Annotated in this window: 21 protein-coding genes and 2 tRNA genes; 13 read left to right on the top strand and 10 right to left on the bottom strand. The window is 61.2% G+C overall.

The features are described from left to right. Positions 1–334: 334 nt before the first annotated feature. The gene (locus tag CLU87_RS16235) at positions 335–1,483 is read right to left on the bottom strand and encodes a trypsin-like peptidase domain-containing protein (RefSeq protein ID WP_056060267.1); all 1,149 of its coding nucleotides are present in this window, start codon (positions 1,481–1,483) and stop codon (positions 335–337) included. A 140-nt stretch (positions 1,484–1,623) separates the two neighbouring features. Here CLU87_RS16235 and CLU87_RS16230 point away from each other — a divergent pair, with 140 nt between their 5' ends. Together CLU87_RS16230 and pdxA are read left to right on the top strand one after the other, a co-directional pair. Further along, positions 1,624–2,397: a Nif3-like dinuclear metal center hexameric protein gene (locus CLU87_RS16230; protein ID WP_099731104.1), complete on the top strand. Its 774-nt coding sequence runs from the start codon at positions 1,624–1,626 to the stop codon at positions 2,395–2,397. A 124-nt stretch (positions 2,398–2,521) separates the two neighbouring features. Next, complete coding sequence (gene pdxA / locus CLU87_RS16225) at positions 2,522–3,550, top strand: 4-hydroxythreonine-4-phosphate dehydrogenase PdxA (protein WP_099731103.1); 1,029 nt, start codon at positions 2,522–2,524, stop codon at positions 3,548–3,550. A gap of 184 nt (positions 3,551–3,734) precedes the next feature. Here pdxA and mscL read toward each other — a convergent pair whose 3' ends face one another. After that, positions 3,735–4,163 (bottom strand): large conductance mechanosensitive channel protein MscL, encoded by a 429-nt coding sequence (gene mscL / locus CLU87_RS16220; protein ID WP_056641077.1) that lies wholly within the window; start codon positions 4,161–4,163, stop codon positions 3,735–3,737. Between the two features lie 145 nt (positions 4,164–4,308). Here mscL and petA point away from each other — a divergent pair, with 145 nt between their 5' ends. The 6 genes from petA (at position 4,309) to CLU87_RS16190 (ending at position 8,544) form a co-directional block, all read left to right on the top strand. Then, on the top strand, positions 4,309–4,908 hold the full coding sequence (gene petA, locus CLU87_RS16215; RefSeq protein WP_056060279.1) for a ubiquinol-cytochrome c reductase iron-sulfur subunit: 600 nt from the start codon (positions 4,309–4,311) through the stop codon (positions 4,906–4,908). Positions 4,909–4,919: 11 nt separating this feature from the next. Beyond that, positions 4,920–6,335, top strand: coding sequence for a cytochrome bc complex cytochrome b subunit (locus CLU87_RS16210; protein WP_056747267.1), 1,416 nt, complete (start codon positions 4,920–4,922; stop codon positions 6,333–6,335). Positions 6,336–6,352: 17 nt separating this feature from the next. Continuing rightward, a complete protein-coding gene (locus CLU87_RS16205; protein ID WP_099731102.1) occupies positions 6,353–7,114 on the top strand; it encodes a cytochrome c1 in 762 nt (253 codons plus the stop codon). Positions 7,115–7,215: 101 nt separating this feature from the next. After that, positions 7,216–7,827, top strand: coding sequence for a glutathione S-transferase N-terminal domain-containing protein (locus CLU87_RS16200; protein WP_005794209.1), 612 nt, complete (start codon positions 7,216–7,218; stop codon positions 7,825–7,827). Positions 7,828–7,879: 52 nt separating this feature from the next. After that, a complete protein-coding gene (locus CLU87_RS16195) occupies positions 7,880–8,419 on the top strand; it encodes a ClpXP protease specificity-enhancing factor (RefSeq protein ID WP_099731101.1) in 540 nt (179 codons plus the stop codon). Between the two features lie 49 nt (positions 8,420–8,468). After that, positions 8,469–8,544 (top strand) — tRNA-Thr (locus tag CLU87_RS16190). A gap of 43 nt (positions 8,545–8,587) precedes the next feature. On the opposite strand, the gene CLU87_RS16185 is transcribed toward CLU87_RS16190, so the two are convergent. Beyond that, positions 8,588–8,887 (bottom strand): hypothetical protein, encoded by a 300-nt coding sequence (locus tag CLU87_RS16185; RefSeq protein ID WP_056060290.1) that lies wholly within the window; start codon positions 8,885–8,887, stop codon positions 8,588–8,590. Between the two features lie 32 nt (positions 8,888–8,919). Here CLU87_RS16185 and CLU87_RS16180 point away from each other — a divergent pair, with 32 nt between their 5' ends. From CLU87_RS16180 to CLU87_RS16160, 5 genes are all read left to right on the top strand, one after another. Continuing rightward, entirely contained in the window at positions 8,920–9,903 is a 984-nt protein-coding gene (locus CLU87_RS16180; RefSeq protein ID WP_099731100.1) for a M23 family metallopeptidase, read from the top strand. A gap of 137 nt (positions 9,904–10,040) precedes the next feature. Beyond that, on the top strand, positions 10,041–12,797 hold the full coding sequence (gene secA, locus CLU87_RS16175) for a preprotein translocase subunit SecA (RefSeq protein WP_056747269.1): 2,757 nt from the start codon (positions 10,041–10,043) through the stop codon (positions 12,795–12,797). A gap of 96 nt (positions 12,798–12,893) precedes the next feature. Next, the gene (gene argJ / locus CLU87_RS16170) at positions 12,894–14,123 is read left to right on the top strand and encodes a bifunctional glutamate N-acetyltransferase/amino-acid acetyltransferase ArgJ (protein ID WP_099731099.1); all 1,230 of its coding nucleotides are present in this window, start codon (positions 12,894–12,896) and stop codon (positions 14,121–14,123) included. Between the two features lie 62 nt (positions 14,124–14,185). After that, entirely contained in the window at positions 14,186–15,058 is an 873-nt protein-coding gene (locus CLU87_RS16165; RefSeq protein WP_099731098.1) for an ATP-binding protein, read from the top strand. Further along, entirely contained in the window at positions 15,048–15,506 is a 459-nt protein-coding gene (locus tag CLU87_RS16160; RefSeq protein WP_099732210.1) for an NUDIX domain-containing protein, read from the top strand. The genes CLU87_RS16165 and CLU87_RS16160 overlap by 11 nt, the downstream gene beginning before the upstream one ends. Before the next feature lie 117 nt (positions 15,507–15,623). On the opposite strand, the gene CLU87_RS16155 is transcribed toward CLU87_RS16160, so the two are convergent. The 7 genes from CLU87_RS16155 to CLU87_RS16125 all read right to left on the bottom strand — a co-directional run bounded on the left by CLU87_RS16155 (position 15,624) and on the right by CLU87_RS16125 (position 21,467). After that, on the bottom strand, positions 15,624–15,842 hold the full coding sequence (locus tag CLU87_RS16155; protein ID WP_082522383.1) for a DNA gyrase inhibitor YacG: 219 nt from the start codon (positions 15,840–15,842) through the stop codon (positions 15,624–15,626). Between the two features lie 89 nt (positions 15,843–15,931). After that, the gene (gene zapD / locus CLU87_RS16150; RefSeq protein ID WP_056060302.1) at positions 15,932–16,687 is read right to left on the bottom strand and encodes a cell division protein ZapD; all 756 of its coding nucleotides are present in this window, start codon (positions 16,685–16,687) and stop codon (positions 15,932–15,934) included. 85 nt (positions 16,688–16,772) lie between these two features. Next, on the bottom strand, positions 16,773–17,393 hold the full coding sequence (gene coaE / locus CLU87_RS16145) for a dephospho-CoA kinase (protein ID WP_099731097.1): 621 nt from the start codon (positions 17,391–17,393) through the stop codon (positions 16,773–16,775). Positions 17,394–17,402: 9 nt separating this feature from the next. Further along, entirely contained in the window at positions 17,403–18,275 is an 873-nt protein-coding gene (locus CLU87_RS16140; RefSeq protein WP_099731096.1) for an A24 family peptidase, read from the bottom strand. Then, entirely contained in the window at positions 18,275–19,495 is a 1,221-nt protein-coding gene (locus tag CLU87_RS16135; RefSeq protein WP_099731095.1) for a type II secretion system F family protein, read from the bottom strand. The genes CLU87_RS16140 and CLU87_RS16135 overlap by 1 nt, the downstream gene beginning before the upstream one ends. Before the next feature lie 20 nt (positions 19,496–19,515). After that, entirely contained in the window at positions 19,516–21,255 is a 1,740-nt protein-coding gene (gene pilB / locus CLU87_RS16130; protein ID WP_099731094.1) for a type IV-A pilus assembly ATPase PilB, read from the bottom strand. A 135-nt stretch (positions 21,256–21,390) separates the two neighbouring features. After that, a tRNA-Pro gene (locus CLU87_RS16125) sits at positions 21,391–21,467 on the bottom strand. Between the last annotated feature and the right edge of the window lie 12 nt (positions 21,468–21,479).

Below are 21,479 nucleotides of genomic sequence, written 5' to 3'. Positions count from 1 at the left end.
TGGGGTTGCGTTGGGGGTGATGCAAAGATCGCGTCCGTGGGCCTCCACCTGGGCGATGAGACAGAAAAAACAATAGAAATAGCTGCAAGCGCTAGTGTGATATGCGCTGGCAGCTATGTTTTTTATAGTGCTGTGAGGACTGCAGCCCTTCAGAGGAAGGGACACTCCTCACCCGCATCTGGACCCTTCCGGTTGCCTGTTCTTCACCCCGGTTTGGCCCTGCCAGAGGGGCCCCAAAGCCGACGACCTTCGCCTGCTTCGCCCTCGATCGGCAATGGTGATGGCTTGTACCCGCCCGGCGATGACCGGGCAGGGCCGGGTTCGCTGAAGGTGCTCAGCGCCTCACATTGCGCTGTGGCCGGGGGCGCACGCCTGGGTTGATGCTCAGCTCCACGCGCTTATCGGCCCGTTGCACATCAAACGCCGCAGCCTGGCCCGGCTTGAGTGCCGCCACGGCGGTCAGCAGCTGCGACACATTGCCCACGCTCTTGCCGTCCACGCTCACGATCACATCTCCCGGGCGCATGCCAGCCTGGGCAGCGGGGCCGTCCTGCAGCACGCCGGTGATGATCACGCCCTCGGTGGCCTTTTTGACGCCAAAGGTTTCTGCCAGTTCGGGCGACAGCTCGTTGGGCTCCACGCCAATCCAGCCGCGTGTGACCTGGCCGTCCTTCACGATGCCATCGAGCACCATGCGGGCTGTGGACACCGGAATGGCAAACCCGATGCCCATGCTGCCGCCGGAGCGCGAGTAGATCGCGGTGTTGATGCCCATGAGGTTGCCGTTCACATCGACCAGCGCACCGCCCGAATTGCCGGGGTTGATGGCCGCGTCGGTCTGGATGAAGTTTTCAAACGTGTTGATGCCCAGCTGGCTGCGGCCCAGCGCGCTCACGATGCCGCTGGTCACGGTCTGCCCCACGCCGAAGGGGTTGCCGATGGCCAGCACCTGGTCGCCCACATCCAGGGCGTCGGAGTTGCCCAGCACGATCACGGGCAGCTTGTCCAGTTCGATCTTGAGGATGGCCAGGTCGGTGTCGGGGTCGGTGCCAATCACGCGCGCACGGGCGCGGCGGCTGTCGGTGAGGGTCACCTCGATCTCGTCAGCACCTTCCACCACATGGTTGTTGGTGAGGATGTAGCCCTCGGGGCTCACGATCACGCCGCTGCCCAGGCCGGCCTGCGCCTGGCTGCCTTGGTCACCAAAGAAAAACTGGAACCAGGGGTCGTTGCTGCGCGGGTGGCGCACTTCCTTGCTGGTGTTGATGCTGACCACGGCCGGTGCCGCCTTGCGCGCCGCACCGCTGAAGCTGCCCGCCGCGGGCTGCGAAGGCGGCGTGGCAGGGGCCTCCAGCAGTGCAATACCCGCCCCGGAGCGCGTGGTGCCCCGGCCCAGCCAGTCGGGTTGGAGCGTGGCGACAACAAAGTAGGCCGCAACGAGGACCGTCACGGACTGGGAAAACAACAGCCAGAGTCGCTTCATGAAAGGTGCTTGCCGGTGGTAGTACAGGGTGTGGGCGATGGAGGTGGACGCTGCAGGTTCGCCGTGGCGGCCTGGGCGCTCCCTCTCACACAGGATTGTCTCCGAATGTGGGGGCGCGAACGGCGCGCCACAATAGCGGCATGAGCATTCACCGCAGTCAACTTTTGCAGGCGTTTGACAGCCTGCTGCAACCCGAGCGCTTCAAGGACTACGGCCCCAACGGCCTGCAGGTCGAGGGCAAGGCCGAGATCCGGCGAGTGGTCAGTGGCGTCACTGCCAGCCGTGCACTGATCGAAGCCGCCATTGCCGCGCAGGCCGATGCTATTTTTGTGCACCACGGCCTGTTCTGGCGCGGGCAGGATGGCCGCATCACGGGCTGGATGAAGCAGCGGCTGCAGCTGCTGCTGGCGCACGACATCAACCTGTTTGCGTACCACCTGCCGCTCGATGCCCATGCCGAACTGGGCAACAACGCACAGCTGGGCCGGGTGCTGGGTTTTGCCGCCGATGCGCGGTTTGGCGAGCAGGACCTGGGCTTTGCAGCGCCAGCGGCGTTCGACAATGTCCAAGCCGTGGCCGACCATGTAGCCCAGGCGCTCGGACGCCCTGTGACCCTGGCGTCTCCGGGCGAGTGGGGCGGTAGTGCCGCTGCGCCGCGCCCTGTGCGCCGCGTGGCTTGGTGCACGGGCGGCGCGCAAGGGTATTTCGAGTCGGCCATCGCTGCAGGGGCGGATGTTTTCATCACCGGCGAAATCTCCGAGCCCCAGGCGCACCTGGCGCGCGAGACGGGGGTGGGCTTTATTGCCGCCGGGCACCATGCCACGGAGCGCTATGGCGCCCCCGCCGTGGCGGCGCATGTGGCAGCCCAGTGCGGGCTGAGCCACCAGTTCATCGAGATCGACAACCCCGCCTAGCCCATGGCAAGACACCGCACGGCAAGCAATCACATCGTGCGGATGTCCGGTCCATTTTGCTCATTTATTCATAGCTGATAGCGCATGAATAACTAGCGCTACAAGCACTTTTGGCTCCAAACCCATGCAACCCATCGCCATCACCCAGGGAGATCCCGCCGGCATCGGCCCCGAGATCGTGGCCAAGGCCTTTCGCGACGCGCCCGATGCGCTGCGCCACTGCTTTGTCGTCGGTGACCTGGCCACCGTGCGACGCGCTGCGGACGCCATCACGCGCCCCGGTGTGCCCGGTGTGCCTGTGGCGCAGATCGGGTCACCGGGCGAAGCGGCGGACGCTCCGCCCCGCTGCATCCCCGTTCTCCAACTGCCCGGGATCCCGGGGCCCCAGCCTTGGGGCGAGATCAGCGCCGCCGCCGGCCGTGCCGCAGCGGACAGCGTGGTCTGGGCGGCGCGTGCCGCATTGCGTGGGGAGGTGGCAGCGTTGGTGACAGCCCCTTTGCACAAGGAGGCCTTGTCGGCCTCAGGGGTGGACTTCCCGGGGCATACGGAGCTCTTGCAGGCAGAGGCTGCTGCGCACCAGGGGGTGCCACTGGCGCGGATGCCCGTGCGCATGATGCTGGCCAATGACGAGCTGCGCACCGTGCTCGTCAGCATCCATGTGTCGCTGCGCGACGCGATTGCGGCGGTGACGCAGGACAACTTGCTGCAGACGCTGCAAATCACCCACACCGCCTTGCAGCGCAGCCTGGGCCGTGTGCCCCGCGTGGGTGTGGCAGGGTTGAACCCCCATGCGGGCGAGGGCGGATTGTTCGGCCGCGAGGAGCTGGAGGTGATCGCCCCGGCCATCGCGGCCGCGCGCGCGCAGGGGCTCGATGTGCACGGCCCGTTTGCGCCTGACACGGTGTTCATGCGCGCGCGCAGCACCCCGCAGCGCGCGGGCGAGTTCGATGTGGTCGTTGCCATGTACCACGACCAGGGCCTGATCCCGGTGAAGTACCTGGGGGTGGAAAAGGGCGTGAACGTGACCCTGGGCCTGCCCCTGGTGCGCACCAGCCCAGACCATGGCACGGCGTTTGATATTGCAGGGCAGGGCGTTGCAGATGCCTCCAGCCTGATCGAGGCGGTGCGCATGGCGCGGGCGCTGTGTGGATGACGTCAGCCGCCGAAGCCTTGGGGCCTAGCGCTGATCGATATCAAACGAACCGCTGAAAAATTGCGCCAGCCCGGACGCGAGCGCACGGACGGCGCGATCCCCAAAAGCCAACGCCACCGGTGGCTGGTGGAGGCAGCGCAGCGGTGGCGTTTTATGCGGCCACTAAGGCCGCTGGCCCAAGGGTTTACTTCTTCAGGCTGTCGCGAATTTCGCGCAGCAACACAATGTCTTCGGGAGGGGCCACCGGCGCGGCGGGGGCGGCAGGGGCTTCGCGCTTGAGGCGGTTGATCTGCTTGATCATCATGAAGATGATGAAAGCCAGGATCACAAAGTTGACCGCCACGGTCAGGAAGTTGCCATAGGCAAACACTGGCACACCGGCTTTTTTGAGGGCGTCGAGCGTGGTGCCCGTGCCTGGAGGCACGTTGCCCAGCACGATGAACAGGTTGGAGAAATCGAGCTTGCCAAAGACCAGCCCCACCACCGGCATGATCAGGTCTGCTACCACCGAATCCACGATCTTGCCAAAGGCGCCGCCAATGATGACGCCCACCGCGAGGTCAATCACATTGCCCTTGACCGCGAACTCCCTGAACTCTTGCATCATCCCCATGTTGTTGCTCCTTGTAAAACGGTGATGGGGGAGTATTGCCCGGTTCGCACCCCTGTCAAGCCAGCAAACCACTTGGAAATAACCATTTTCACTCCGCTACAATTCGCGGTTGACCCCAATCTAGCGATGTTCATCGAGGATCCCCATGAGTGACACTCCAATCGACTCCAGCAAGCGGACGTGGATCATCACGTCAGCATGTGCTGGTGCGGTGGGCGGCGTGGCAACCGCCGTTCCTTTCGTGAGTACTTTCCAGCCCTCAGAGCGTGCCAAAGCCGCTGGTGCTGCTGTCGAGGTGGATATCTCCGCCCTCAAACCTGGAGAAAAGGTCACTGTGGAGTGGCGCGGCAAGCCCGTCTGGATCATCAAGCGCACGCCGGAGCAACTGGCAGAGCTGCCCAAGCTCGACGGCCAGCTCGCCGATCCCAAGTCGGAGCGCAAGCCCTCTGAACTCACGCCTGAGTACGCCCGCAACGAGGCGCGCTCCATCAAGCCGGAAATTTTTGTGGGTGTGGGCATTTGCTCGCACTTGGGTTGCTCGCCGTCGGACAAGTTCCAGACCGGTGCACAACCTTCGCTGCCCGACGACTGGAAGGGTGGCTTCCTGTGTCCTTGCCACGGCTCCACGTTCGACATGGCGGGCCGCGTCTTCAAGAACAAGCCAGCACCCGACAACCTTGAGGTGCCTCCGCACATGTACCTGTCCGATACGCGCCTGCTGATCGGTGAAGACAAGAAGGCTTGACGGAGAACGACATGGCCCACGAATTCAAAGAAATCTCGCCGAACGCCTCTGCAGGCGCCAAGGTCACCAACTGGTTCGAGAACCGGTTCCCGACGGCCTTTGACGCCTACAAGGTGCACATGTCGGAGTACTACGCTCCGAAGAACTTCAACTTCTGGTACATCTTCGGCTCGCTGGCGCTGGTCGTGCTGGTGATCCAGATCGTGACCGGCATCTTCCTGGTCATGCACTACAAGCCGGACGCCAACCTCGCGTTCGCGTCGGTCGAGTACATCATGCGCGATGTGCCCTGGGGCTGGCTGATCCGCTACATGCACTCCACGGGCGCTTCGGCGTTCTTTGTGGTGGTGTACCTGCACATGTTCCGTGGCCTCATCTACGGTAGCTACCGCAAGCCGCGCGAGCTGGTCTGGATCTTCGGTTGCGCGATCTTCCTGTGCCTGATGGCCGAAGCCTTCATGGGTTACCTGCTGCCCTGGGGACAGATGTCCTACTGGGGCGCCCAGGTGATCGTGAACCTGTTCGCTGCCATCCCCTTCATTGGTCCTGATCTGGCCCTGCTGATCCGTGGCGACTATGTGGTGGGCGATGCGACGCTGAATCGCTTCTTCAGCTTCCACGTGATTGCCGTGCCCCTGGTGCTGCTGGGCCTTGTGGTGGCGCACTTGCTGGCGCTGCACGACGTGGGCTCCAACAACCCCGATGGTGTGGAAATCAAGGGCCCCAAGGCTCCCAAGGACGCCAATGGCAAGCCGCTCGATGGCGTGCCCTTCCACCCCTACTACACGGTGCATGACATCTTCGCGCTGAGCATGTTCCTGATGGCATTCACGGCCGTGGTGTTCTTTGCTCCCGAGTTCGGTGGCTATTTCCTCGAATACAACAACTTCATCCCTGCGGATCCGCTCAAGACCCCTGCACACATTGCTCCGGTCTGGTACTTCACGCCGTTCTACTCGATGCTGCGTGCCATCACCACTGAGATGATGTACGTGCTCGTGCTGTGCGTGGTCGCTGGCGCCGGTTTTGGCGTGCTCAAGGCCAAGCTGCCCAGCTTCGTGAAGGCGGGTATCGCCGGTGCGGCCGTGGTGGTTATCGCCATGATGCTGTCCATCGATGCCAAGTTCTGGGGCGTGGTGGTGATGGGTGGCGCTGTGATCATCCTGTTCTTCCTGCCCTGGCTGGATCACAGCCCTGTCAAGTCGATCCGCTACCGTCCTGACTGGCACAAGTATTTGTACGGCGTGTTCGTGATCATCTTCCTGATCCTGGGCTACCTGGGTGTGCAGCCACCATCGCCGATCGGCGAGCGGGTGTCGCAAGTGGGAACGCTGTTCTATTTCGGCTTCTTCCTGCTGATGCCCTGGTGGAGCCGCATTGGCGAAGCCAAGCCCGTGCCCGACCGCGTGACCTTTGTGGCGCACTGAGCCTGGAGATAACAACAATGAAGAAAATCATCCTCACGTTGATCGCCGCTGTGGGTCTGGTCGCCGGTGCTGCCCATGCGGCGGGTGGCGACACCATTGCCTGGGACAAGGCGCCCAACAAGACCAACGACCTGGCCTCGCTGCAAAACGGTGCCAAGGTGTTCGTGAACTACTGCCTGAGCTGCCACTCGGCGGCCTACATGCGGTTCAATCGCCTGCGCGACATCGGCCTGACCGAGCAGCAGATCAAGGACAACCTGCTGTTCACCACCGACAAGGTGGGTGAAACCATGAAGGCGTCGATCGATCCCAAGCAGGCCAAGGAATGGTTTGGTGCCAATCCGCCCGACCTCACCGTGATTGCGCGCTCACGTGCAGGCCACGGCGGCACGGGGGCTGACTATCTGTACACCTTCCTGCGCACCTTCTATCGCGACGACACCAAGGCCACCGGCTGGAACAACCTGGCTTTCCCCAGCGTCGGTATGCCCCATGTTCTGTGGCAGTTGCAGGGCGAACGTCGTCCCGTGTTTGAAGAACACGAGAGCCACGGCCACAAGACCCATGTCTTCAAGGGCTGGGAGCAGATCACGCCTGGCACGATGACGCCTTTGCAATTCGATCAGAATATTGGTGATCTGGTGAACTATCTGCAGTGGATGGGCGAGCCCGCGCAGAACACCCGTTGGCGCGTGGGCGTCTGGGTGCTGATGTTCCTGGGCGTGTTCACGATCATTGCTTGGCGCTTGAACGCTGCGTTCTGGAAGGACGTCAAGTAAACGCCAGATCCATCGCTAGCACCCTGCGGGGTGCCGTCGGATTTATTACAGAGTGGGCGCTTTTGGCGTCCCACTCTTTTGATTTTTAGGAGCCTCCCACCATGATGGTGCTTTACTCGGGTACGACCTGTCCCTTCTCCCACCGCTGCCGTTTTGTCCTGTTTGAAAAAGGCATGGACTTTGAAATCCGCGATGTGGACCTGTACAACAAGCCCGAAGACATCAGCGTGATGAACCCGTACGGCCAGGTGCCGATCCTGGTCGAGCGCGACCTGATCCTGTACGAGTCGAACATCATCAATGAGTACATCGATGAGCGTTTTCCTCACCCGCAACTGATGCCTGGTGACCCGGTGGACCGCGCCCGCGTGCGCCTGTTCCTGCTCAACTTCGAGAAGGAATTGTTCGTGCATGTGAACACGCTCGAATCGCGTGCGACCAAGGGCAATGAGAAAGCGTTGGAAAAGGCGCGCGCGCACATCCGTGACCGCCTGACGCAGCTGGCCCCGGTGTTCCTCAAGAACAAGTACATGCTGGGCGACAACTTCTCGATGCTGGACGTGGCCATCGCGCCGCTGCTGTGGCGCCTCGACTACTACGGCATTGATCTGTCCAAGAATGCTGCCCCGCTGCTCAAGTACGCTGAGCGCATCTTCTCGCGCCCGGCTTACATTGAAGCGCTGACGCCGTCCGAAAAGGTCATGCGCAAGTAAGCAGCGGCCTGCAGACTTCCCTCTTTCCATAGCAGCTGTAGTACCGCCATCCATGACCGCACAGGAATCGACCTCCACGCGCCCCTATCTCATTCGCGCCCTGTACGAATGGTGTACCGACAACGGGCTCACGCCTTACGTGGCGGTGCGTGTGGATGATTCCGTGCAGGTGCCACGCGAGTATGTGAAGGATGGTGAAATCGTTCTGAACATCAGCTTTGATGCCACCAGCGCGTTGCAGCTGGGCAATGAATTCATTGAGTTCAAGGCGCGTTTTGGTGGCAAGCCCCGCGAAATCCTGGTGCCGGTCGGCCGTGTGATCGCCATCTATGCCCGTGAGAACGGTCAAGGTATGGCGTTCCCGCCACCGGTGGATCTGTTGACTTCTGCGGAGGGGGCTCCCTCTGCACTGTCTGCTGCTGCGTCCCCCGCGCCGATGCAAACGGAAGAGGCGACTGCTGCCGTGCCTGCCGAAGACCGTGTCGTTCAGCTGGTGGGTGTGGAAGATGGCCGCAAGGATGATGGGGGCGACGCTCCTCGGCCGCCGCCTGCTCAAGGTGGAGCACGCCCCTCGCTGAAGCGCATCAAATAGCTGCAGTTTCAAATTTCGGGCGGTTTTTACAGGATAAAATACTGCCTTCGCCGGTTTAGCTCAGTTGGTAGAGCACCCGCCTTGTAAGCGGTAGGTCGTCAGTTCGATTCCGACAACCGGCACCATTTCTCTTGCTTTTTGCATTCCCTGGCACTGACGCCCTGGCCGTCAGGTTTGAACTTTCAGGCGAATCGCGTTAACCTCCCACCCCCGACTGCGCAGATGCGCCTGCAAAGCAGGCAGCAGTTGGCGTATTTTTGCCGCCGCAGCATTGCTCTTGACCAGCAGGCACCAGCTGTCCCCGTCAATGGGGCCTGCCTGAACCGCTGGGCGCAACGCGGCGGGAATCAGCAATTCAATGGCCTTGAGCCGATCACTGGAGTCGCGTGTCAGCGCTGTAAGCTTTGCCAGCGTGGGGGATTCCTCGCTGGCTTGCTGCAGGGTGACGGCGTAGTGGCGGCGATTCATGGTGTGGCGTCTTCGGGCGTGGAGTATTGGCAGTGCATTTGATTATCACGGACGCCAGACTGGCGCGCAGCCGGGCCATTCATTTGTCTGGCACGCGATTGGTCCTGGCGGGGCTTGCTGTGTCGCTGTGCCTGATGGTGGTGGCTGCAGGGCTCTACCACTGGGTTTTTCTGAAAGGGGCACGTGAAGGGTGGCCCATCGTGGGCTCGCTGGTGCGCCTTGTGGTCAAGGATGAGTTTGCCGAGCGTGACCGATTCATGCGCGTCAATCTCGATGCCATGGCCCGGCGTGTGGGTGAAATGCAAGCGCGCATGGTGCAGCTGGAGTCCCTGGGGGATCGTGTGCTGGGCCTTGCGGGCATGGCACCTGCTGACATTCAGAAAGCGGATGCCCGCGGCGGCGCCCTCGTGAGCGCGCGCAATCTGTCCATGGAAGAGCTGCAAACCACCCTGGATGATCTGGAGCGCCTGACCAACCAGCGTGTAGACCTGATGACGGTGCTGGAGTCCCGTCTGTTTGACCAGCACATCCGCAAGAAGATGATTCCGACCCATGCGCCCGTCACGGGGCGTGTCGCAGGGTCGGGTTTTGGCTGGCGGGTCGATCCCATTACGGGGCAGTCGGCCTTGCACACCGGGCTGGATTTCCAGGCCGACACCGGTACACCCATCCTGGCGGCCGCCGGAGGCGTGGTTGTTACCCAGGAGTACCACCCCGCCTACGGCAACATGATCGAGGTAGACCATGGCAACCAGCTGGTGACGCGCTATGCCCATGCCTCGCGCGTCTTGATCAAGCAGGGCGACATCGTGCGCCGCGGGCAAAAGATTGCGGAGATCGGTACCACCGGCCGCTCGACGGGGCCGCATCTGCACTTTGAGGTGCTGGTGCAGGGGGTTTTCCAGGACCCACAGAAGTTCCTGAATGCGGGCGGTACGGCCACTGGCGCACAGGTAGCCGCCATTCAGCCCTCCACGTTGGCAGGACAGCCGGCCGCGCCGGCACCGGGCAGGTAAAATCGCGGGTCCGGCGTTCTCTGCCCGCAGTTGCAATGCTTGCAATATCGGTCGCAGGACCCATCTGAACTCAATTCATCTTAGGGATTTCGGTCGCTTGGCGCGCTGATTGCAGCGGGGCAGGCGGTCCTGTTCGCATGGCCACCAACTTCCTCACCAAAATATTCGGCAGCCGCAATGACCGGCTCCTCAAGCAGTACCGCAAGACGGTGACCCGCATCAATGCGATGGAGCCCGATTACGAGAAGCTGTCGGACGAGCAGCTCCGGGCCAAGACGCAGGAGTTCAAGGACCGCGTGGCCAAGGGCGAGTCGCTGGACAGCATCCTCCCCGAAGCCTTTGCCGTGGTGCGCGAGGGCTCCAAGCGCATCATGAAGATGCGGCACTTTGATGTGCAGCTGCTCGGTGGCATGGCGCTGCATTTCGGCAAGATCGCCGAAATGCGCACTGGCGAGGGCAAGACCCTGACGGCCACGCTGCCGGTGTACCTCAATGCCCTCTCGGGCAAGGGCGTGCACGTGGTGACGGTGAATGACTACCTCGCCAACCGCGATGCGCAGTGGATGGGGCGCCTGTACAACTTCCTGGGCCTCACGGTGGGTATCAACCTGCCCAACATGCCCCGTGAAGAAAAGCAGGCCGCGTACCGTGCCGACATCACCTACGGCACCAACAACGAATACGGCTTTGACTACCTGCGCGACAACATGGTCTATGAAGCGCAGGACCGCGTGCAGCAGGGCCTGAACTTTGCCATCGTGGACGAGGTGGACTCGATCCTGATCGACGAAGCCCGCACGCCGCTCATCATCAGCGGTCAGGCCGAAGACCACACGGCGATGTACATCGCCATGAACAAGGTGGTGCCCTTGCTGGTGCGTCAGGAAGGCGAGGCGGACCCCCGCACAGGCGAGGGTGTGACCAAGCCCGGCGACTTCACGCTGGACGAAAAAACCCACCAGGTGTTTCTGACCGAGCAAGGCCACGAAACTGCCGAACGCATTCTGGCGTCCCACGGCCTGATCGCCGAAGGCGCCTCGGTGTACGACCCGGCCAACATCACGCTGATGCACCACCTGTACGCAGCGCTGCGGGCCAATCACTTGTACCACCGCGATCAGCACTACGTGGTGCAAAACGGTGAGATCGTGATCGTGGACGAGTTCACCGGCCGCCTGATGTCGGGCCGCCGCTGGAGTGAAGGTTTGCACCAGGCCGTGGAAGCCAAGGAAGGCGTGAACATCCAGGCCGAGAACCAGACACTGGCCTCCATCACGTTCCAGAACTATTTCCGCCTGTACAACAAGCTCGCCGGCATGACGGGTACGGCCGATACCGAAGCCTACGAGTTCCAGGAAATCTATGGCCTGGAAACCACGGTCATCCCACCCAACCGGCCCAGCAAGCGCGACGACCAGCTGGACCGCGTCTACAAGACCACGCGCGAGAAGTACGAAGCCGCCATCAAGGACATTCGCGAATGCCATGAGCGCGGCCAGCCTGTGCTGGTGGGCACGACGTCGATCGAGAACTCCGAAATCATCGACCAGCTGCTGAACAAGGAAGGCCTGCCCCACCAGGTGCTCAATGCCAAGCAGCACGCCCGTGAGGCCGACATCGTGGCCCAGGCCGGTCGCGAGGGCATGATCACCATCGCCACCAACATGGCTGGCCGTGGTACCGACATCGTGCTGGGCGGCAATATCGAGAAGGATGTGGCGGCCATCGAAGCCGACGAATCCCTGTCCGAGTCCGACCGTGCCGCCAAGGTGGCCGCGCTGCGTGAGCAGTGGAAGGTGGACCACGAGAAGGTCAAGGCGCTGGGCGGCCTGCGCATCATCGCCACCGAGCGCCATGAGTCGCGCCGCATCGACAACCAGCTGCGTGGCCGTTCGGGCCGCCAGGGCGACCCAGGTTCGTCGCGTTTCTATCTGAGCCTGGACGATTCGCTCATGCGCATCTTCGCGGGCGACCGCGTGAAGGCGATCATGGACCGCCTGAAGATGCCCGATGGCGAAGCCATTGAAGCGGGCATCGTGACGCGCAGCATCGAATCGGCCCAGCGCAAGGTGGAGGCCCGCAACTTCGACATCCGCAAGCAGTTGCTGGAGTACGACGATGTGGCCAACGATCAGCGCAAGGTGATCTACCAGCAGCGCAACGACATCCTGGACGCGTCTGACCTGTCGGATGTGATTGCGGCCATGCGCGAAGACTGCATGACCGATCTGGTGCGCCAGTACGTGCCTGCCGAATCGGTGGAAGAGCAGTGGGATCTGGCCGCGCTGGAAAAGGCGCTCGCAGAAGAATGGCAGGTGCCAATCGCGCTGCAGCAGGAAGTGCAGGGCGCCAATGCGATCACCGACGACGAGATCCTGGACAAGGTCTTGCAGGCCGCGCACGCTGCCTTCAATGCCAAGGTCGAGCAGGTGGGCCGCGAAAACTTCACGCAGTTTGAGCGTGTGGTGCTGCTGCAGAACTTTGACTCCAATTGGCGCGATCACCTGAGCGCACTCGATTACCTGCGCCAGGGCATCCACTTGCGCGGCTATGCGCAAAAGCAGCCCAAGCAGGAGTACAAGCGCGAGGCCTTCGAGCTGTTCCGCCAGCTCATCGACCAGGTCAAGAACGAGGTCACCAAGATCCTCATGACCGTGCAGGTGCAGTCGCAGGCGCAACTCGATCAGGCTGCGCAGGACATGGAGCAGCGCGCCGAAAGCATTGCCAACGTGACCTACACCGCACCCACCGAAACCGGCGAGGTGGAAACCACGGTGGATGCACAGACCGTGGCCCAGCAAGCGCTGCCCGAAGGTATGCGTGTGGGCCGTAACGACCCCTGTCCCTGTGGCAGCGGCAAGAAATACAAGCAGTGCCACGGCAAGCTGGCTTGATTTCCTGATCCAGACAACACGGGCTTCGGCCCGTGTTTTCATTGGCGCGCCACGGTTTTCCGGATAATCGGCCGCAGTTTTTTGAGAAAGACCTTCATGCCCGTCAATCTAGTCGCTCCCGTTGCTGCCGATCTGCACCCCATCGCCGGTGTGCGCATCGGTGTTGCCGAAGCTGGTGTCCGCAAGGCCCACCGCAAGGACCTCACCGTGTTCCTGCTGGACGAGGGCGCCAGCGTGGCTGGCGTGTTCACGCAGAACCGCTTTTGCGCAGCGCCGGTGCAGATCAGCCGCGAGCACTTGAGCAGCGGCCAGCCCATTCGCGCCATGGTCATCAACACGGGCAACGCCAATGCAGGTACCGGGGCTGACGGCCTGGCGCGTGCGCGCGCCACCTGCATTGCGCTCGCTCGTCAGCTGAGCGTGGCGCCCGAGCAGATCCTGCCGTTCTCGACCGGCGTGATCATGGAGCCGCTGCCCAACGACCGCATCGAAGCGGGACTGCCCACCGCCATCGCCGATGCGCAGCCCGGCCATTGGGCCCGTGCCGCCGAGGGCATCATGACCACCGACACACTGCCCAAGGCGTTCTCTGCGCAGGTGCAGATCGGTGGCGCCACAGTGTCCATCACGGGCATCAGCAAGGGCGCGGGCATGATCCGCCCCAACATGGCCACCATGCTGGGCTTCCTGGCCACGGACGCTTGCGTGGCGCCCGCCGTCATGCAGCAACTGGCGCGTGATCTGGCTGACGGCTCTTTCAATCGCGTCACCATTGACGGTGACACATCGACCAACGATTCGTTCGTGGTCGTTGCCACCAACAAAGCAGCGCATGCGCCCGTGACCTCGCTCGACAGCGCGGACGGCCAGGCCCTCAAGGCTGCGATGCTCTCGGTGTCACAAAAGCTGGCGCAGGCGATCGTGCGGGACGGCGAGGGGGCGACCAAGTTCATCACAGTGCGGGTCGAAGGCGGCAAGACTGGCGACGAGTGCCGCAAGGTGGCGTACGCCATTGCCCATTCGCCGTTGGTCAAGACGGCCTTTTTTGCCAGCGACCCCAACCTGGGCCGCATCCTGGCGGCCGTGGGCTATGCCGGCATTGACGACCTGGACCAGACCGGCATCGACCTGTACCTGGACGATGTGCATGTGGCGCTGCAAGGGGGGCGCAATCCTGCCTATCGCGAAGAAGACGGCCAGCGGGTGATGAAGCAGAGCGAGATCACGGTGAGGGTGCTACTGGGGCGCGGTACCGCAGCGGACACGGTGTGGACCTGCGACTTCAGCCACGAGTACGTGACCATCAACGCCGACTACCGCTCGTGAGTTGGGTTTTGCTATCTTTATGATAGCTGTTGAGGCATATTCCACTAGCGCATGTCGCCACAATGAACGAAAAATTTGAACGCTTGGTCGAACGTGCCGAGCAGCTCATCGCCCGCATCGAGTCGGTGCTGCCCCAGCCGCTGGGAGCGCCTGACTGGTCCGCCTCCATTGCCTGGCGCTACCGCAAGCGCAGCAGTGGGCATGGCACGCTGGAACCCGTGCGCCACGTGGGGGCGATGCGGCTGGCAGACCTCAAGGAAATCGATCCGCAAAAAGAAAAGATCGAACGCAATACGCAGCAGTTTGTGCAGGGCAAGCCCGCCAACAACGTGCTGCTGACCGGTGCGCGTGGTACCGGCAAGTCGTCGCTGATCAAGGCCTGCTTGAACGCTTACGCAGCCGAAGGCCTGCGCCTGATAGAGGTGGACAAGGCCGACCTGACCGACCTGCCGGACATCGTGGACGTAGTGTCTGACCGGCCCGAGAAATTCATCGTCTTCTGCGATGACCTGAGTTTTGAGGACGGCGAGCCAGGCTACAAGGCGCTCAAGTCGATCCTGGACGGCTCGGTGGCGGCCGCCACGCCGAACGTGCTGATCTACGCCACCAGCAACCGGCGCCACCTGCTGCCGGAGTACATGGCCGACAACCTCACGTACACCCACACCGAAGACGGCGAGGTGCACCCGGGCGAGGTGGTGGAGGAGAAGATTTCGCTGTCGGAGCGTTTTGGCCTGTGGGTCAGCTTCTACCCGTTCAGCCAGCAGGAGTATCTGACCATCGTGGCGCAGTGGTTGTCGTCGTTCGGTGTGCCCACACAGGCCATTGAGGAGGCGCGGCCTGAGGCCCTGGTCTGGGCGCTGGAGCGTGGCTCGCGCAGCGGCCGTGTGGCGTACCAGTTTGCGCGTGACTATGCGGGGCGACATGGCGGCTGAACATCTCGCTCCAGACAGCGTCCCGGCCACTGCCGAACGCAAACACACCGAAGTGGCCGTGGGCATCCTGCTGCGCGCAGACGGCGCGATGCTGCTATCCACCCGCCCGCCGGGCAAGCCCTACGCGGGGTACTGGGAGTTTCCGGGTGGCAAGCTGGAGGCGGGCGAGACCGTGGAGCAGGCGCTGCGCCGCGAACTGATCGAGGAGCTGGGCGTGACCATCGGCCCGGCCAGCGTCTGGAAAGTGACCGAACACGATTACCCCCACGCACTGGTGCGGCTGCACTGGTGCAAGGTCTGGGAGTGGACTGGCGAATTCGAGATGCGTGAAGGCCAGGCCATGGCCTGGCAGCAAATGCCGATCACGGTGTCCCCGGTGCTGCCCGGTGCCTATCCGGTGTTGCAATGGCTGGCTGAGGAGCGGGGTCTGCAGTCCGCGGTGGAGTGAGACTCCCGCCTGTGTGGGACTGATTTGCTATTGAATTAGTAGCTCCTCAGGCATGCAGCACTAGCGCTACCGCTGGTTTTTGGCGAAATCGCTCTTGAATGGCGCCTATGACCTTGGTCAATGCTGCTGGCGCGGGTCGCCATGGGGGGCGTCGTCTGGCGGCGCTTCGGTGGGCATGCGAAAGCTTTCGCTGGCCCACGCGCCAAGGTCTATCTGCTTGCAACGCTCGCTGCAAAACGGACGGTACACATTCGCGGCGCTGTACACGCTATCTCCGCCGCAGCTGGGGCAGGTGACGATGCGCGCCTGCGAGGAAGGGGCTGGTGAGTGGGGCATCCTGGGGTGATCCTCTTGCTCAAGTCGGCCCGCCCGATCTTTAGCGGGCTTTGGCGCGATTCAGTCTCTGGGCTAGGGCTGGCTACGGCCTACGCGCACAGGGTCAGTTCAAACGCCGCATCTTCGTTGCAGGCGTGCAGGCGTCCATCGCCTTCCAGCCGCATGAGCCGCACCGAGACAATCAGACGGTTGCCACTGATTTCCGGTATCAGGTTCAGCGCTGGGTCGATGCGAAGCCGCAGCAGCTGGAAGGTGCGGCCCTGGGGCAGGTTCTGCTGAAACTGTCCGCGTTCTGCCGCGACCTTTTGGGGCACGCCTGAATCGCGCAGCAGCTTGAGCAGCACATAGATCGACTCGGCGAGGGGCGCCAACGTGGAGGCCCATTCCTCCAGGGCCTGCTGACGCACCGCCGGGGGGTGGTGTTGCCACGCGTAATAGGCTGGCAGGTCAAAGCCACAGGTCCCACCCGGAATGCCGATGCGGCTGCGGATGCTCATCAGCCAGTCGTTTTCCGTCAGCGCATGGCCCGACTTGCCGCTTTGGGTGTTGAGTGCCACGAAGCACCGGTCCAACTGGCTGATCACCGCGTCCAGTGCGGCTTCAGAAATGGAGGGATTGCCTCGGTACGTGTCGAGCTGGTGCTTGTGCTTTTCGATGTCCTTGAGCACATCCGACTTCAAATCGGCCCGGGCGGCCACATCCATGATCTCGAAAATCGTCACCAAGGCGAAATGGTGGTCCAGCGCGTGAGGCCGGGGGATCAATTCCCCCAAGCGGCGGAACAGCTGCTCCAGCCGCAGATAGGTTCTGAGACGCTCGTTAAAGGGGTATTCGTAAAGGATCACGCTGGCGGGTTCCTGGAGGCTCAGGGAGTATTCTGACGCCGGTGGCGCACGGCATGGGGTGAAAGCACAAACGGTTTCGTACGCATCATAGCCCGAACAGTGTGGCCACTTGCCTCACCTCAGCCTGTAACTGCTCCAGTGAGCAATGTGCTTCGTTGGCAATCACCACATCGGCCACCGCCCTGCGCGCTTGGCGCGTAGCTTGTGAGGCAATGATGCCTTGCACGGCTTCGGCAGACAGACCGCTGCGCTGCATGACTCGCGCGATCTGGGTCTGCTCTGTGCAGTCCACCACGACCACGGCGTCGAGCTGGCGAGCCCACCGCCCGGACTCCGTCAGCAGCGGGATGTCGTGCACGATCCATCGGCAGCCAGACTGTAGAGCCTGTTGAATCCGTTGCTGGCTTTGCAAGGCCACCAAGGGGTGCACGATGGCCTCCAGCTGGCTGCGCGCCTGCGGTTGGCTGAAGGCCAGTTGCCTCATGCGCGCACGATCCAGCGCACCCGATGCATCAACATATGCTTCACCAAAGGTAGTTCGAATGGCAGGCATGGCCGCACCGCCCGGCCCAGTCACCTCCCTGGAGATCTGGTCGGCATCGATGAGGCTTGCACCCAAGGACACCATCATCTGGCCTACGGTGCTCTTGCCGCTACCGATGCCGCCGGTCAGACCCAGGCGCAAGGGCTGTCGGTGGGTTGCCATGAGAGTTCGTCAGAGCCCCAGAAGACTGAGCACTGTACCCAAAATGGCGTTGGGGCCGAACACCATCGCGGTGAGCCCTGCACCCACCAGGAAGGGGCCGAACGGAATGTAGCCACCCTCACGCAAGCTGCTGAAAATTTTCATTGCGATCCCGACGATGGCGCCAATCACCGAAGACATCAAAATGATCGGCACCAGCGCCTGCCAGCCAAACCATGCGCCCAATGCGGCAAACAGCTTGAAGTCGCCGTAGCCCATGCCTTCTTTGCCTGTCGCCAATTTGAAGCCCCAGTAGACCAGCCAGAGCGACAGGTATCCTGCCGCAGCGCCCATGACGGAAGCAAACAACGGTACGTTCGTCCATTGCAGGGCCGACGCCAGCAACCCCGCCCAGAGCAAAGGCAAGGTGATGTCATCAGGCAAAAGCGTGGTGTCCCAGTCAATGAACGCCAGAGCAATCAGGGCCGCCGAAAAGCCGCACCATGCCAACCCCGCAGGCGTCGCGCCCCAGCGGTGGATACAGAAAAAGAACAGCACTCCCGTTGCCAGTTCGACCATCGGGTAGCGAGGGCTGATGCGTGTTGTGCAGGACGAGCACCGTCCGCGCAAAAGCAGATAACTTAAGACAGGAATGTTTTCATGCCACCGCACTACATGCCCGCAAGCTGGGCAGCGGGACCGAGGTGTCATGAGGTTAAAGGTGGGCTGCGTGTCCTCGGGCAGCTCTTTGCCTTGGTTGGATGCCTCGACTTGCGCCAGGTCTGCCGCCCATTGCCTCTCCATCATTTTGGGAAGGCGGTAAATCACCACATTCAGAAAACTGCCGAAAAGCAACCCAATCACGCCGCCGAAAACGGCGTCCCACCACGCGTCCAACACCATTACACGACCTGACCGAGCTTGAAGATGGGAAGGTACATGGATACCACGATACCGCCGATGAGCGTACCCAGAAATACGATGATGATGGGCTCCATCAGGCTGGACAGGCCAGCCACCATGTCATCCACCTCGGCTTCATAGAAGTCGGCAGCCTTGCCAAGCATGTGGTCGATAGAGCCGGATTCTTCGCCAATCGCGCACATCTGCAGCACCATGGAAGGGAAAATATTGGCATTGCCCATGGCTGCCGTGAGGCTGGTGCCTGTGGAGACTTCCTGCTGGATCTTGTCCGTGGCTAAGGAATACACAGAATTGCCAGCGGCTCCACCCACCGAGTCAAGCGCCTCCACCAGCGGCACGCCCGCAGCGAACATGGTGGACAACGTCCGGGTCCAGCGCGCGACACAGGATTTGTCGATCAAGGCACCAAACACAGGAAGCCGCAACAGAAGCCGATCCATGAACATCTGTACCTTTTCACTGCGGCGCCATGCCTGCATGAAAAAGTAGAAGCCACCACCGATGACACCGAAAATCAGCCACCACCATTTGACAAATACCTCGCTGATGGCCATCACAAACAACGTAGGTGCTGGGAGGTCAGCTCCGAAAGACGTGAAGACCTCCTTGAACGCTGGAATCACGAAGATCATGATGACCGTCACCACCACGAAAGCCACAATCACCACGGAAATGGGGTACATCAGGGCCGACTTGATCTTCGATTTGATCGCCTCGGTTTTCTCCATGTACGTAGCCAGCCGATCCAGCAGGGCTTCCAAAATACCCGCAGCCTCGCCCGCCTCTACCAAGTTGCAGTAGAGACTGTCAAAGTACATCGGGTACTTTCTGAAAGCGCCGTTGAGCGATGTCCCTGTCTCGATATCGGACCGGATGTCGTTGAGCAGCTTGGTAACGCTGGCATTGGTATTGCCTCGACCCACAATGTCGAAGGACTGCAACAGAGGTACGCCAGCCTTCATCATGGTTGCTAGCTGACGGGTAAACAGCGCAATATCCTTGGGCTTAATTTTTTTGCCCGAACGCATACGGCGCTTCTTGATTTTGGTGGGGAAAACCCCTTGGCGACGTAGCGTCGCCTGCACCTGGTTTTCTCCGACCGCGCGGATTTCGCCACGAACTATCTTTCCGTTACGGTCCTTGCCCTCCCACTCGAAGACAAAATCCTTGATATCTTTGGTTGATGCTGCGGTCGCCATGGTGCTCTCGTCCGTGGATGCTATTCGTTGGTGACGGCCAGAACTTCCTCAAGGGAAGTCAGACCCAATTTGGCTTTGTAGAGCCCGGATTCGCGCAGCGAACGAACACCCTCGGCGCGTGCCTGCTCTGCAATCTCCAGTGCGCTCCCGTCGCGCAAAATGATGCGCTGGATCTCCTCGGAAATAGGCATCACTTGATAGATGCCGAGTCGGCCCTTGTAGCCGTTATTGCAGGCCGAGCAACCCACAGGTCGATAGGTCACCCAGGAACCGTCAATGTCGTGTTCCTCGTATCCGGCCTCCACCAAAGTCTCATGGGGGATATCGGCGGGAACCTTGCACACCGGACACAATCGACGCGCCAAACGTTGCGCCGTGATCAAAATCACGCTGGAAGCGATGTTGAACGGCGCTATACCCATGTTGCGCATCCGCGTGAGCGTCGTGGGCGCGTCGTTCGTGTGCAGCGTGGAAAGCACCAAGTGACCTGTCTGCGCCGCCTTGATGGAAATATCTGCAGTTTCCAGATCCCGGATTTCACCCACCATGATGATGTCGGGATCCTGGCGCAGAAACGACTTCAGTGCCACGGCAAAGGTCATACCGGCTTTTTCATTCACGTTCACCTGATTGACGCCAGGCAAATTGATTTCAGAAGGGTCTTCGGCGGTTGCGATATTGACCCCCGGCTTGTTCAGCAGATTCAGACAGGTGTACAAAGACACTGTCTTGCCAGAGCCCGTAGGGCCGGTGACCAGAATCATTCCGTAAGGACGACCAATCGCCTGGAGCAATCGTTCTTTCTCCACGGGTTCATAGCCGAGCGCATCGATCCCGAGCTTGGCGCTGCTCGGATCCAAAATACGGATCACGATTTTTTCGCCAAACAGGGTGGGCAAGGTGCTTACCCGAAAATCGATCACGCGATCCGGCCCCACCTTGAGCTTCATGCGGCCATCTTGGGGAACGCGCTTCTCGGAAATATCCAGGCGCGAAATCACCTTGATACGGGACGCGAGCTTGTCTTTGATAGCGATCGGTGGGGATGCTATTTCGCGCAGTTCTCCGTCAATGCGGAAACGGACTCGGTATTGGTGTTCGTAAGGCTCAAAATGCAAATCGGAGGCGCGCATATTGAAGGCGTCGAGCAGCATTTTGTGCAGGAACTTGACGATAGGCGCATCTTCAACTTCCGTTGTTCCTGTATCCGCTTCTTCAGGCGCATCTTCAATAGCAACATCGTCAAAAGCAAAGTCTCCTCCTCCACTGATTAGCGTATCCATGGATTCGCTTGTAGATTTGGTGGTGGCTTCTACGAGTCGGCTGAGTTTGTCATATTCCGCAATAATCCAATCCACACCCATTTGGGTGGTGAATTTAATTTTCTCTGCAGCTTCTTGGTCGGTCGGATCAGCCGTTGCGACGATCAACCGGTTGTTGCGCTTGCTCAGGACCACCACGCGATATGCTTGGCATATCTTGTTATCCAGAAGCTCCTTTGGCAAGCGCAAAGGATCAATGGCGTCCAAGTCGAGCAGTGGTGCACCAAAAACTGCAGATACCGTGTGCGCCAGATCCGCTGCAGAAACAGCTCCAGAGCCCGTCAGCTCGGCAATGAAACTGGTCCGGCTTATTTGTGATTTTTTGTAAATGTCTTCTGCTGACTTTTGGGTCAGCTTGCCCGCAGACATCAGGGCGCGGCCGAGCCCGGGCAGGGCTACTGCAGAGGCTTCTTTGAGGGCAGTATCAACAGCGGCCATGTAACCGAGAATGTGTTAGGTGTGGAAAAGAAACCATCCTATCATCACCGATCAACCATGGGCTGTACAGCAGCGCATATTGGCAACGGCGCCACAAACGGGTGGGATTTTGGTAGGTGACCATACTGCGATATATGGTCGGGGTGAGAGGATTCGAACCTCCGGCCTCTACGTCCCGAACGTAGCGCTCTACCAGGCTAAGCTACACCCCGCAGCTTGTAAAA

This window comes from Acidovorax sp. 59, assembly GCF_002754175.1.
Classification (GTDB): domain Bacteria; phylum Pseudomonadota; class Gammaproteobacteria; order Burkholderiales; family Burkholderiaceae_C; genus Acidovorax; species Acidovorax delafieldii.
Note: the sequence above shows the minus strand (reverse complement) of the source record. Positions and strands in the feature narration are given on the sequence as shown.